The 12,868-nt window shown below is 53.2% G+C and carries 14 protein-coding genes; 8 read left to right on the top strand and 6 right to left on the bottom strand.

The features are described 5' to 3' along the window. The 4 genes from VEI96_01995 to VEI96_01980 form a co-directional block, all read right to left on the bottom strand. A partial coding sequence (locus VEI96_01995) for an S-adenosylmethionine:tRNA ribosyltransferase-isomerase (GenBank protein HXX56755.1) occupies positions 1 to 895 on the bottom strand: 895 nt, incomplete at its 3' end. Further along, positions 882 to 2,003, bottom strand: coding sequence for a SpoIID/LytB domain-containing protein (locus VEI96_01990; protein ID HXX56754.1), 1,122 nt, complete (start codon positions 2,001 to 2,003; stop codon positions 882 to 884). The genes VEI96_01990 and VEI96_01995, both read right to left, overlap by 14 nt. Before the next feature lie 45 nt (positions 2,004 to 2,048). Further along, positions 2,049 to 2,276 (bottom strand): DUF2905 domain-containing protein, encoded by a 228-nt coding sequence (locus tag VEI96_01985; protein ID HXX56753.1) that lies wholly within the window; start codon positions 2,274 to 2,276, stop codon positions 2,049 to 2,051. Next, positions 2,269 to 2,808: an epoxyqueuosine reductase QueH gene (locus VEI96_01980; protein ID HXX56752.1), complete on the bottom strand. Its 540-nt coding sequence runs from the start codon at positions 2,806 to 2,808 to the stop codon at positions 2,269 to 2,271. The genes VEI96_01985 and VEI96_01980 overlap by 8 nt, the downstream gene beginning before the upstream one ends. A 105-nt stretch (positions 2,809 to 2,913) precedes the next feature. Between VEI96_01980 and VEI96_01975 the strand changes: the two genes are divergently transcribed. From VEI96_01975 to VEI96_01940, 8 genes are all read left to right on the top strand, one after another. Further along, positions 2,914 to 3,798, top strand: a complete 885-nt coding sequence (locus tag VEI96_01975; GenBank protein ID HXX56751.1) for a selenium metabolism-associated LysR family transcriptional regulator — start codon at positions 2,914 to 2,916, stop codon at positions 3,796 to 3,798. Positions 3,799 to 4,009: 211 nt separating this feature from the next. Then, positions 4,010 to 4,342, top strand: a complete 333-nt coding sequence (locus VEI96_01970) for an arsenosugar biosynthesis-associated peroxidase-like protein (GenBank protein ID HXX56750.1) — start codon at positions 4,010 to 4,012, stop codon at positions 4,340 to 4,342. Positions 4,343 to 4,352: 10 nt separating this feature from the next. Then, positions 4,353 to 5,288 carry an arsenosugar biosynthesis radical SAM (seleno)protein ArsS gene (gene arsS, locus VEI96_01965; GenBank protein ID HXX56749.1) on the top strand — a complete coding sequence of 312 codons (936 nt, stop codon included), beginning with the start codon at positions 4,353 to 4,355 and terminating at the stop codon, positions 5,286 to 5,288. A gap of 138 nt (positions 5,289 to 5,426) precedes the next feature. Further along, positions 5,427 to 5,846: a CBS domain-containing protein gene (locus tag VEI96_01960; protein HXX56748.1), complete on the top strand. Its 420-nt coding sequence runs from the start codon at positions 5,427 to 5,429 to the stop codon at positions 5,844 to 5,846. Between the two features lie 224 nt (positions 5,847 to 6,070). Next, entirely contained in the window at positions 6,071 to 6,682 is a 612-nt protein-coding gene (gene yedF, locus VEI96_01955) for a sulfurtransferase-like selenium metabolism protein YedF (GenBank protein ID HXX56747.1), read from the top strand. Positions 6,683 to 6,899: 217 nt separating this feature from the next. Beyond that, complete coding sequence (locus tag VEI96_01950) at positions 6,900 to 11,261, top strand: acyl-CoA dehydratase activase (protein HXX56746.1); 4,362 nt, start codon at positions 6,900 to 6,902, stop codon at positions 11,259 to 11,261. 61 nt (positions 11,262 to 11,322) lie between these two features. Beyond that, entirely contained in the window at positions 11,323 to 11,418 is a 96-nt protein-coding gene (locus tag VEI96_01945; GenBank protein ID HXX56745.1) for an AURKAIP1/COX24 domain-containing protein, read from the top strand. Between the two features lie 35 nt (positions 11,419 to 11,453). Further along, positions 11,454 to 11,654 carry a hypothetical protein gene (locus VEI96_01940; protein ID HXX56744.1) on the top strand — a complete coding sequence of 67 codons (201 nt, stop codon included), beginning with the start codon at positions 11,454 to 11,456 and terminating at the stop codon, positions 11,652 to 11,654. Positions 11,655 to 11,658: 4 nt separating this feature from the next. Here the strand turns inward: VEI96_01940 and VEI96_01935 are convergent, their stop codons facing one another. Beyond that, positions 11,659 to 12,492, bottom strand: coding sequence for a hypothetical protein (locus VEI96_01935; GenBank protein ID HXX56743.1), 834 nt, complete (start codon positions 12,490 to 12,492; stop codon positions 11,659 to 11,661). 14 nt (positions 12,493 to 12,506) lie between these two features. Next, positions 12,507 to 12,785, bottom strand: coding sequence for an acylphosphatase (locus VEI96_01930; GenBank protein HXX56742.1), 279 nt, complete (start codon positions 12,783 to 12,785; stop codon positions 12,507 to 12,509). Positions 12,786 to 12,868: the final 83 nt, after the last annotated feature.

Here is a 12,868-nt window from a genome sequence, read left to right as displayed (position 1 = left end):
TGTGACCTTTCACAGGCGATGAGTCGCCTCCCCGTACCCCTTCGGCCTTTTCCCGTCCCTCCCGGCCGGAGAAACGGAAAGAACGGGTTGACTCACAGAAATGGTCAGCCGACCACCGACCGCTGATATAACCCTCTATGGCCCTCGTTGTCGTTGTCCCGACCGTGAAAACTCTCCTCCCCGCCCTCTTTACTCGCTTTACAATCTCGACAAGGCCGCTCTCGATCTCGAAGTACTCACCGTCCATCGCGTGCTCTTCTATGTTTTCCGTACGCATCGGTTTAAAGGTGCCGGGACCGACATGGAGCGTCAGAGATCGGATGATGACGCCTTTCTTGCCGATTTCCCCGATCAAGTCCTCCGTGAAGTGGAGGCCGGCGGTCGGCGAAGCTATCGATCCTGTATGTTCAGCATAAATTGTCTGATACCATTCTCTGTCAGCCTCTGAAGGCATTCTCTTGATATACGGAGGGAGAGGCATCAGCCCGGCCTTCCCGATGGCATCCGCGGAAGAGCTGCTCCCGACCGCGGTGAGTCGCAGGATATACCCTTCATACATCTCTCCGGAAAGTTCATCTGAAACACGTACGCTGCCGGTATATTTCCCCCTCGACAGGACCTCCCAGACATCGGGTTCCCGTTCCTTCACGAGGAGGATCTCTATCTTGCCGCCGGTCTCCTTCGTTCCGAAGAGTCGCGCCGGAAATACCTTCGTATTGTTCAGGAGGAGGAGGTCTCCGGCAGAAAGAAATTCAGGGAGATCGCGGAAAATTCGGTGCGAAATAGCTCCGTTTTCCCTCTCGAGGACCAACAACCTGCAGGCATCACGCGGGGTAACGGGAGTGAGGGCTATAAACGACTCGGGCAGGTGGAAGTCAAATTCAGTCGCCTTCATAGAGGCGGATCTCTGTGCCGGGATAGAAATAGGACAGTATCTCCCGGTACGTCTTGCCGTCCTTTGCCATCTGGAGGGCGCTCCATTGGCAGAGACCTACACCATGTCCGTACCCGCTGCCCTCGAAGGTGACGGAATCTCCGTTCATGGCGAGTTTAAAACTCGTGCTCGGAAGCCTGGACCAGCCGAGAAGCTTTCTGAACTCGGTCGCCTTGATAATCCTCTTACCTTCCTCGGACTCAACAGTGAGGTCCTTCACCCTCCCGGTCACGGTACGGGAATTTATCGTTATGGCCTTCACTCCTCTACTATTGAGCGCTTTCTCGACCTCTGCCAGGGGAATCTTCCTCTCCCAGACCCAGTAGGGCGACTGCTCACAGAAGGTTTCAACGGGCTTCAAATAGGGATAACTCTTTCCGAAGACCTCTTCAGCGTCCTCCGTCATGCCGCTCGAAGTGGAATGATAAAGCGCCTCTATCGGCTTCCCGTTGTAAGTGAGAATCTCTCCTCCCGTCTCCTTTACCGCATAGCTGATCTGCACCTGAGCATTATTGCCCTTGTACACCTGATGTAAAACGGAGGAGGTGAGATGAAATCTTGCACTCTCGTTCATTCCCATCCTGTATACGGCATACGTACGCGCTATGACGGCCTGGGCCTTGAGCGCCTCGATCTCCCAGTTCGTGCCGACCTCGGAGGCAACGACACTTTCGACATAATCCTCGAGGGAGAGTTCATTGATGAGGTAGAGACCCTTATCGCCTTTCCAGACCTCGATATTTCCCGTGTAACGCGTCCCGTTGACGAGAAGGTCTCCCTTCATGTTCCCGAGGCTCGTCATTTTTTCGTCCTTGTCCGGAATCACGGTATGACTGTCATCAAGGATGAGCACCTTTATCTTCTGCGACGAAATAACGGCATGACTTCCGGAAGGAAAGAGGCAGAGCGAAAAAAAGATGCAGAGAGAAACAGCGAGACACGTCGTTTTCTTCCGATACACCTTTTGAAGAGCCGTCCTCCACGACTCCGGCGACATCTTCAATAGAGACGCACCGGAAAGAAGACCGGAGCGGCCCTCACATGCATACTTGCGCAATAGTCTTATCATCTGCCTGGTCTCCGTAAGATATTTTAATATTGTAGCATATCCTCTCTATCGTCTTCCGAAAAGCCAGAGGAAAAAGGTAATGAGAATACTCAGGAGGATACTCGTCACGACGGGAAAATAGAAGGTGAAGTTTTTTCTCTCGATGACAACATCGCCGGGGAGCCTGCCGAGCCAGGGAATCCTGCCAGATAAGAGCATCAATCCCCCTATCGCGGTGATCACGATGCCCGCTATGATGAGAATCTTGCCGAAATGCTGGACACCGTTATCCACGCACCTTCGCCGCCTTTCTCTCCTTCTCTGAAAAGATGCAGCCGCAATACCTCTGTCTGTAGAGCCCTAGTTCCCGCGAGAGGGGGATGCTATCCCGATACCCGACCCTGAAATCCTCGATATAGAAGGGGATGGAATACCTTCTCTCCAGCTCTCTTCCCGCGTCCACGATCGCTCCGAACTGCTGATAAGGGCTGACAAGGAGGGAAGTCGTAAATCCGTGGAGGCCCATCTTTCTTGCCGTCCTGGCGGTCTCTTCAAGCCGCATCGCATAACAGCGGATGCAGCGGTTTTTCTCCGGATCACCGATCTCCCTGAGAAAATCATCCAACCCGTAATGGTCTCGATACTCTATGTCCAGGCCCCAGATCCTTTCGAGAGTCCGGAGAGAGGCCAGTCTCTCCTGATACTCCGGAAGAGGATGGACATTCGGATTAAACCAAAAGCCCTTCACATCGATTCCCTTCTTGAGGAGGCTTCTCAATGGATAGAGACTACAGTTTGAACAGCAGATATGCATCAATAACTTCACGACTAATATTTTACCAGAAAAAAGGGGAAACAGTGATTGATTCATACTAAATACTAAGGCCCCGAGGGCCTGCCGTACTCGTTATGGTATAATGAAGACCTCTTTATGGACATCCACCATCTGAAAGTCTTCGTATCGGTCTTCATGAATAGGAGCTTTTCAAGGGCGTCGGGGGAACTCAACCTCACCCAGCCGACCGTCAGTGACCATATACGGGCACTCGAAGAGGAGTTGGGCGCGAGATTGTTTGATCGGCTGGGCAGGACCATCATCCCGACGAAAGAGGCGGAAATCCTCCACAGTCATGCCGTCGAGATTCTCGAAAGAATCAACACACTGAAAGAGACCTTCAGCCGTTTTAAGAAAGAGGTGACCGGCGAACTTCTTATCGGCGCCAGCACGATACCGGGAACATACGTGATACCCCTGATCATCTCGGATTTCAAGAAGAGCTATCCTTCGGTCTCCTTTCAGATAGTCGAATCCGACTCAAGAGGGATCGTGGAGAAGATTTTACGGCACGAACTTCTCGTCGGAATCGTCGGGGCGAAACTGAGCAGCGGGCAGCTGACCTTCATGCCGGTTAAGGAGGAAGAATTGATCGTTGTATCGTCGCCTGCATTACTCAGGAAGAATGAAGTCTCTCTCAAGGAGTTGACCAATGTCCCGATGGTTTTGCGGGAGGAGGGTTCGGGCACGCGTCGGGAGATGGAGAGGATTCTCGAATCGAGAGGATTTGTGCTCGATTCCACGAAAGTCGCGGGGATTTTCGGCTCGACTGATGCGGTAAAACAGGCGGTGAAAGCCGGCCTCGGGGTCTCGGTACTTTCTGAACTCTCAGTTGCGGATGAGCTAAAGCACAAGACCCTGAAGAAGATTAAAGTCACGGGCGTTCAGATGAAACGGAACTTCTACGCGGTGACGCACAAGAGGAGGGCCCTTCCCCTGGCCTACAGAATCTTTCTCGAATACCTGAAGGCGCACATCTAGTTTCTTACCTGGCATCCTCATCGCGTGCTCGGAGAACGTCTCTCGAGCTCTTTGACCTGTTCCACTCTCGGTCCGGCCACAGGAATTGCGGTGCTCCCGAAGAGACGACTTTGGCTTTCTCTTCATAACTTGATAAACTATTACTTATAAATCGGACGGGATCTCTTCTCGGGTTTTCTCTTCGCCCGAAACGAGACAAAGGAGGCAAGGCATGGGCGACTATTACAACGATAAGGACCTCGGAAGGTTTGGTGAAATCGGCAGGCACAGTCCAGACCTCTTCAAGAAGTTTATGGATTGGTACAATTCCGCCCTCGAGCCGGGTTTGCTTACAAAGAGGGAGAAGTCCCTTGTCGGGCTGGGTGTTGCCCATGCGATCCAATGTCCCTATTGCATCGACGCCTACACGCAGGCGTGTCTCGGTGAAGGCATGACCCTAGAACATATTACCGAGGCGGTGCACGTGGCCTCTGCCATCAGGGGTGGCGCATCCCTTATCCACGGGATTCAGGCGCACAATGCGGCTGAGAAGATATCGCTCTGATCGGGATGCGATGACCAAAATCGAGGAAAGAATCTGCGAGGCACAGTCGGAGCCGCTTAAGGCTGAGAGCGTAAAGATCCTCCAGGTTAATCTCGGTTACCGATGCAACATGTCTTGCAGGCATTGCCACGTCAATGCAAGCCCCCTGAGGACCGAACTCATGGGCAAGGAGACCATCGAAGCCGTCCTCCGGATTTCCAGAGATCATCGAATCAAGACGATCGATCTCACCGGCGGGGCGCCTGAATTAAACCCTCACTTCAGATTCCTCATAGGGGAAGCGAGAAGGTCAGGCCGCCATGTCGTCGCTCGGACCAACCTTACTATCTTCTTTGAGAAGGGAATGGAGGACCTACCGGATTTTTATGCCGGACACAACATAGAGATAACGGCATCCCTCCCCCATTACAGTGAAGTCGGCACCGACCGGGTAAGGGGAGGTGGAACCTTTTCGAGGAGCATAGAGGCGCTGAGACGACTGAACAGCCTCGGCTATGGACTCACCGACGAAAGAAGGCTCAACCTCGTCTATAATCCGCTCGGCTCATTCCTGCCCCCATCACAGGCAGAGTTGGAGGAACAGTATAAGAAGGCACTCGGGTCTCTCTTCGGCATTGTCTTTAACCGACTCTATGTCTTTGCGAATATGCCTATCGGCCGGTTCAGGGATTTTCTCGTTCGGTCGAACAGCCTCAAGCAATACATGGATAACGCGAAGGGTCTCTTCAATCCGGACACCCTGAACAACCTCATGTGCAGATACCTGATCAGCATAGGATGGGACGGGAGAATCTATGACTGCGATTTCAACCAAATGCTCGGGCTCCCCGTAAACGGCACTTGCTCGCCTGACATCAGAGACTTCGATTACGCGGTGCTTGCCGGGAGAAGGATCGTGATGGGCAGCCATTGCTTCGTCTGCACTGCAGGTCAGGGCTCAACCTGAGTGGGGGCTATAGCGTAGCGGGCAGGCTGCCCGCATAGATATCACGAACAGTTGATTCTTACGCACCATTCGAGCAATAATAGGTTCTACGAATTCCAAGAAACGGGGGATATTTCGATGATAACCGTAGGAGATCTTTTGAAGACGAAAGGCGGAGAAAACTGGTCGGTCTCGCCTCAAGCGTCCGTGTATGAGGCGCTCGAAATAATGGCTGACAAGAATGTGGGTGCCCTGCTCGTCATAGAGGAGAAAAGGCTCGTCGGTATCTTCTCGGAACGTGATTATGCACGGAAGGTGATCCTGAAGGGAAAGGCATCGAAGGACACCCCTGTCAGCGAACTCATGACGAAGGCCGTGTTATACGCAACGCCGAAAAACACCCTCGAGGAGTGCATGGCGTTAATGTCGTCGAAACATATCCGCCATTTGCCTGTGCTCGATAATGACAGGATAGCCGGCATTATAACCCTCGGCGATGTCGTCAAGAGAATCATCTCCGACCAGAAGCTGACCATCAGCGAACTCGAGAACTACCTCACGGAAAGTTACGGGTCATGACACGCACGGCTGCCCTCGGTTCTTCACTACCGAACTGACACATATCGGTTGGCCGATCGGCCCGCCGTTTATGAGAAACGGCCTCAAGCGTCCTCTTCCGATCCAGTTCCTATAGAAATCATCTATCCATCCGCTCTTTCATATCAAGAATAACTATTTGCAACAGACGGTCTTGAGGCGGTAGAGTTTTATTGTGAAAATGGATAATCATCGAGAGGGAAGACATGATTGTTGATGCAAAGGGTCTGGGATGTCCGAAGCCGGTCATCATGGCCGAAGAGGCGCTCGGCGGGATTGAAGAGGGCATCGTCGAAGTGCTCGTTGATAACGAGGCATCGGTGAAGAATCTCACGAAGTTCGCGGCGAAGAACGGGTTTTATTCGGAAGCCGCGCGCGCAGACGGCTTCTGGCGCATAAAAATTGTGAAGGGTTATCCCTGCGAAATTCCCGAGCGGGAACACGCGGAAAAGCAACCCGAAGAAGCCGTGAAGCGGACCGAGGACGAACTCTTCCTGGTCATCGCCACTGATACGATGGGAAAGGACGAGAAACTCGGCAGTATCCTCATGAAGGGCCTCTTCGAGACGATGAAGGTGTACAGGGAACTGCCGAACACTATCTTCTTTCTCAATACGGGAGTGAAGCTCACCACGGTAAACGAGGAGACAATCGCCATCCTGAAAGAGTTCGATGTCATGGGCGTACTGATCTTCACCTGCGGCACCTGTCTTGATTACTTCAAGCTCGAATCGGAACTTAAGGTGGGCTTCAGAGGTTCGACAACGAACATCCTTGAGGGGATGAGGGACTCCAAGAAGACCGTCTGGATCGGTTAGCGCATTTCCCTCCTAAAACGAAGAGACCGGGCATCTTACTGAAGGCGCCTCTCACGTCGATTTTTCCCTCGGCAACTTTCGGCTAATAATGAAGATTGCGGCTGGAACTTTTACCTCATTTATGCTACCTTTTATATAGAAACTCGCCGGCTTATGAGCACGAGGTCGGGAAGAGTCGGCGAGCTCTTATGAACGTTTATCGAAAGGTCTTGGGTCCATGCGATTCATCGGTCTGGATGCGGGTTCCGTCAGTGTAAAACTCGTCCTCTTGGACGAAAAAGGCGGCAAGATTGAAGGTTACTATGAACGCCATAAAGGGCGTCCGCTCACGACGGCCTACAGTCTTCTTCAGAAGACGCTGAGGGGATGTGATGAAAGAGATTTTTCGCTCTCCGTTACGGGCTCGGCAGGTAGGCTCATAGCAGCGGGCCTCGGCGCGGGATTTGTCAACGAGGTCGTTGCGCAGACATACGCCACGAAAAGACTCTGCCCCCATGTAAAGACCATCTTTGAGCTCGGTGGTGAGGACTCGAAACTCATCCTCCTCTCCGAAGAGGGTGTGAGGGATTTTTCGATGAACTCCGTCTGCGCGGCAGGAACGGGGTCTTTTCTCGACCAGCAGGCTGAAAGGCTGAGACTCTCGATAACCGATTTCAGCGAGCTCGCCCTGAAATCCGAGAAACCCTCGCGTATCGCGGGGCGATGCAGCGTCTTCGCCAAGTCGGACATGATACACCTCCAGCAGATAGCCACACCCATGGAAGACATCGTGGCGGGTCTCTGCTTTTCGGTAGCGAGGAACTTCAAGGGGTCCATAGTGCGGGGGAGAGCGATAGGGGAGCCCGTTTCATTTCATGGCGGCGTAGCCGCAAATAGAGGTATGGTCAGGGCGTTTCGGGAAGTATTCGGCTTCGAGCATTTCTCCGTGCCTGATGACTTTGCCCTCATGGGTGCGCTCGGCGCTGCATTGAAGAACAAGGAGGATGCAGTTCCTTACCCCTTCACCTTGGAAAAGCTCAAGGCCTTCATCGAATCATCCAGGTTATCGGAACGAGGTCATGGACCGCTTATTTTGCCTGGTGATGACTTCTTCGAAAGGCACCCCCAAGGGTCTCTGGAAAGAAATAGCATGGAACTCAGGAGCGGTGACCGTCTGTGCCGAGCCGAAGATCTCCTCTCCGCTCAACGGCCACTGCCGAAAATAACTGCGTATCTCGGAATTGACATCGGTTCCATCAGCACCAACCTCGCCGTAATCGACGAGAACGGCTCCCTCCTTGCGAAGAGATACCTCATGACTGCGGGAAGGCCGATCGATGCCGTGAGGCAGGGCCTTGAAGAGATCGCGGGCGAGATCGGTGCGAGGGTCACCATCGCCGGCGTAGGCACCACGGGGTCGGGAAGGTACATGATAGCAGATTACGTCGGCGCCGACGTCGTAAAGAACGAGATAACCGCTCAGGCGACAGCCGCCGCTTCTATCGATGGCCGAGTCGACACGATATTCGAGATAGGCGGACAGGATTCGAAGTTTATCTCGCTGAAGGAGGGCGTCATCGTCGATTTCGAAATGAACAAGGCCTGTGCAGCCGGAACCGGTTCATTCCTTGAAGAACAGGCAGAGAAGCTCAACATCCCGATAAAAGAGGAATTCGCGGACTCGGCCTTTTCTGCGAAAAACCCGTGCAGACTGGGCGAACGGTGTACCGTCTTCATGGAAAACTCTCTCATGGCGAACCTTCAGAAGGGCGCAGAAGAGAATGATCTCCTTGCGGGGCTCGCCTATTCGATTGTCCAAAATTATATCAACAAGGTCGTGGCAGGAAAGCCGATCGGCAAGAGGATTTTCTTCCAGGGCGGGGTTGCGTTCAACAAATCGGTCGTGGCGGCCTTCGAGAAATATCTCGGGAAGACGATAACGGTACCTCCGCACCACGATGTGACGGGCGCCATCGGTATGGCACTGATAGCGATGCGCCAAAGGAAGAACCGCTCGTCGGGAAATGACCGTCTTCGGTCTACGTTCAAGGGGTTTGCGTTGTCACGGCGTCCGTATCAGGTCTCATCGTTCGAGTGCAAGGGTTGCCCCAACGTGTGCGAGATCAACAGGGTTAAAATCGAGGGCGAGGATACGAACCTCTTTTACGGGGGCAGGTGTGAAAAATACGACATGAAGCGGAATACAGAAACGCCGTTGATTCCGGACCTCTTCGCCTTCAGGGAGGAGATGTTGTGGAAACCCCATAACCGGTATCTTGAACAGAAAGACATGAATACTTCGAGGGGAAAGCGCGAGGGCCAGGATGCCGGTAAAGGGGCTGAGCCCAGAAGGATCGGCATCCCTTACGTATTCTTCTTCCACGACTACCTTCCCTTCTGGACGACCCTTCTCTGGGAACTCGGATTCGCCGTGGAAGTCTCTCCAAAGACCAACCGCGAGATCGTGCGCGCAGGGATTGAGGGGGTTCTGGCCGATACCTGTTTTCCCGTCAAGGTTGCCCATGGCCACATCAAGTACCTCATCGATAACGGCGTCACCACGCTCTTCATCCCCAGTTTCATCAACATGAACCCCGGAAACGGGGAGTTCGAAAGAGGGTTTGCATGCCCGCTCACGCAGACCATGCCCTATGCGGCTCGGGTGGCACATCCCGACGCAACCGTCGTGGCCCCTCTCGTTAATCTCCAGAGGGGCAGGAATTCCCTCATCGACGAATTGAGAAAGGCATTCAGGTCATTCAGGATCACAAAGAGAGACATAAACCGTGCCATTGATGCCGCCGAGGCCGCCCAGACGGATTTCTTCAGGTCGACAAAGGAAAAGGGTTCGGAGATACTGTCCTCATTGCGCGAGACGACAGTCGTGATCGTCGGAAGACCCTATAACGCCTTCGACAGCGGCACGAACCTCACGATACCGAGGAAAGTGTCCGAGCTCGGGGTTCTCGCCATCCCCATGGATTTCATCCCCCTCGAAAAATTCCGGATCGATGACCGATGGCCGAACATGTATTGGCGATCGGGACAGAGGATACTGAAAGCTGCAAGATTCATAAAGGAGAACCCCCTCCTCCATGCAATTTTCATAGGTAATTTCTCCTGCGGTCCCGATTCATTCATCCTGAAATACTTCGACCGCGAAATGGGGGAAAAGACGTTCCTCCATATAGAGATAGACGAACACAGCGCAGATGCCGGTGCGATCACCCGCTGCGAGGCATTCCTTGATAGTATCGGACAGCAGCAACGGTCATCGGGTTCCGGTTTTCATGAAGCCGACAATATTCCCCTGCACAGTCCTCCGCCCGAAGTCCCTTGCGGTGAAAAGAGACCTTTCAGGAAGACAGTTTGTTCGGGAATTGCCGCTGATCAGCCGAAGAGGTCCATCTTTATCCCCCGCATGTCGGACCACGCCTTTGCATTGGCAGCCGCATTTGAACGGTGCGGGGTACTTGCCGAAGTGCTCCCCGAGTCCGACAGGGAGTCTGCCGACATTGGACGGAGGCACGTATCGGGAAAGGAATGCTATCCCTGTACGGTTACGACAGGAGATATGTTGAAGAAGGTCTTTTCATCGGATTTTCGAAGGGAGAAAACAGCCTTCTTTATGCCCTCCGGGTCTGGGCCATGCAGGTTCGGCCAGTACAATGTCTTCCACAGGATGATCCTTGACGAACTCGGCTATCACGACATCCCGATACTTTCGCCGAACCAGGATGAAAATTTCTATAGGCAACTCGGCGTTGTCAGCAGGGACTTTGCGACCCATGCCTGGAGGGGCATTATCGCCGTAGAACTCCTCAATAAATGCCTTCATGAGACGAGGCCCTATGAAGAAGAAAGGGGGGCGGCAGATACCCTGCACCGGCGATACCTGAAGAGGGTATACCATTCCCTGAGAGGTGCCGACGGCAGGCTCGAGACAAGCCTTAAGGACATGCGGGAGGATTTTGAAAAGATGCCGAGGAGGAGGGAAAGGAGACCGCTCATCGGTATCGTGGGAGAGATCTTCGTGAGAAGCCACAGGTTCTCGAACGAAGATATTGTACGGAGGGTGGAGGCCCTCGGCGGCGAGGCATGGCTCGCACCGGTAGAGGAATGGATTTACTACGTGAACAGCATGGCGTTGAGAAATGCCTTGATAAAAAAAGATAGGTCTGCTATTATTGAACTTCTTCTCAAGACCTTTTTCCAGAAGAGGACAGAACACAGACTGGGGCGGCATTTTGCGGGATTCCTCAAGACCCTCAGGGAGCCCGGAACGAAGGAGATCCTGAAAAAAGCATCACCGTACCTCCACGATTCATTCGAGGGGGAGGCGGTCCTCAGCATCGGCAAGAGTGTTGACCTCATAGAAAAAGGAGTATCTGGTATAATTAACGCCATGCCCTTCGGGTGCATGCCGGGGACCGTCGTGACAACACTGATTCGCGGGGTGAGCAGAGAGTATGGTGTCCCCTGCACCACGGTCCCCTTTGACGGAACAGAGTCGTCTACGACAGAGATACAGCTCGAAGCGTTTATGAATCAGGCCGCGGAGTACGATGCAAGAAGGCGTAACGGGAGAGCCCGACGGTAGGCCTCTCTCGATTCCTGAAGATCGCTTTTGTCCATTCATAATATGAACAGGAGGTGAGTGTGTGGGGAGCGTTGTAAAATGGCGCAAGAAAAAGATGAGCAAACACAAGCATAAGAAACTTCTCAGAAAGACAAAGCACCAGAGAAGAAACAAATAAACGATTTTTCGCAGCGGCAAAACACGGGAGACTTCGTGAAAGAGGAAAAGGCAGCGAAAGAAAAATTCGACCTCATCGAGAAGGAACGCAATACCCTCACAGAGAGGCTGGAGGGCATGAACAGCTCATTGCGTGAATTGGCGGGTCTGAGATTAGAGATAAAGGTCTCAAGCTGTTCCTCGACAGAGTTCACCCGGAGTTCAAGACCCAGTTTCCCGAGCTCATCAAGGAGATGAAAGACTAATCGAATCTGCTGACACGGACACCGGCAAAGGGCATCGATTCGACATACTCAGAAAAGAGTACTTTCTTCACGGAACCCCCGCCTTTCTTCTTCCCACCAGCATGGATGAGATAGATCGCGGCTTCTTCTCGCTTGATAACCCCTATATGACCGACAATCTCACCCGCATGCCTCTTCTCAGGTGATTTAATAAAAAAAACAAAATCTCCGCTCTCGAACCTCCCGGCCGCTCTTTCCGGATTTTGCAGAATACCTCGCAGCGACTCCTTCGAAATCATCCCGACACGCTCCCTGCCTCTCGCACCCTCGATAAAGGTCGGAGGTGCGATATCCGCGGTTATCTCCCTGCCCCACTTGCCGCTCTCGATCATATCTTCGCCGTATTGAAATCTCTCATCGTAATTCACGACCCTGCCCCCTTCAGAAATGCCCCTCACGATAAACCGCTTATCGAGGGCAATCATGACGGCTTCTTCGGGTGTACGTCCGATCGCGAGTTCGACCGTCCTGAAGCTGAGGTACATGCAGTCAACCCGTTCATCGGCAACAATAACCTGCCGAGTAACGTATTCCCCGAGAGGGTCAGGGTCATAGGGGGTTCCGACAAATCTTTCCGCCCACAAGGCGATCCTCTCATGAAGGGGCCTCTCCGCAATTTCCTTCTGAAAGGACCTCACCTCATCTTCAGAAAAAGCAAAAACGGGCTGGCATGAGGAGGCGATCGCCAGCAGAAGGGAAACGACCACGAGAGACATGGCGAGCGGCCATTCCCCTGAGCGGAGATGAGAGAGAATATCAGAGAAGGTTCTCAGGATTATGACTCTACCCATAGGAGGGCGACCGGTCATCCATACCGCACTTCGAAGCCGTGAAGGTCTCCAAGATGCTCATGCCATTCTACTTCAATGTCATCGACCCGTGCGCCGGGAGGGCCTGAGCGGCAATGTGCTATCGCTTTCTCGATATCGTCCCGGGGGCCCTCAAAAAGGGCTTCCACTCTGCCGTCGTTAAGGTTTCTCACCCAGCCCGCAAGACCGAAGCGACTTGCGATATCACGGGCGAAGCCCCGGTAGTAAACACCCTGCACCCTCCCGCTGATAAGAAGATGAGCCCTCGCCTGCATGCTGTTTATTATAGCAGTATATGCCGCATCACGGCATCAAAAAGGACTCCCTACTTAACGACGCCGCATGCCGCACGGGCGCC

Source organism: Thermodesulfovibrionales bacterium (assembly GCA_035622735.1).
In the GTDB taxonomy this organism is placed as follows: Bacteria; Nitrospirota; Thermodesulfovibrionia; order Thermodesulfovibrionales; family UBA9159; genus DASPUT01.
Note: the sequence above shows the minus strand (reverse complement) of the source record. Positions and strands in the feature narration are given on the sequence as shown.

Coding starts and splice junctions, on each gene's coding strand:
- VEI96_01935 (HXX56743.1), bottom strand. CDS start 12,492: ATGGGTAGAGTCATAATCCTGAGAACCTTCTCTGATATTCTCTCTCAT.
- VEI96_01970 (HXX56750.1), top strand. CDS start 4,010: ATGGGCGACTATTACAACGATAAGGACCTCGGAAGGTTTGGTGAAATC.
- arsS (HXX56749.1), top strand. CDS start 4,353: ATGACCAAAATCGAGGAAAGAATCTGCGAGGCACAGTCGGAGCCGCTT.
- yedF (HXX56747.1), top strand. CDS start 6,071: ATGATTGTTGATGCAAAGGGTCTGGGATGTCCGAAGCCGGTCATCATG.
- VEI96_01975 (HXX56751.1), top strand. CDS start 2,914: ATGGACATCCACCATCTGAAAGTCTTCGTATCGGTCTTCATGAATAGG.
- VEI96_01950 (HXX56746.1), top strand. CDS start 6,900: ATGCGATTCATCGGTCTGGATGCGGGTTCCGTCAGTGTAAAACTCGTC.
- VEI96_01930 (HXX56742.1), bottom strand. CDS start 12,785: ATGCAGGCGAGGGCTCATCTTCTTATCAGCGGGAGGGTGCAGGGTGTT.
- VEI96_01990 (HXX56754.1), bottom strand. CDS start 2,003: ATGATAAGACTATTGCGCAAGTATGCATGTGAGGGCCGCTCCGGTCTT.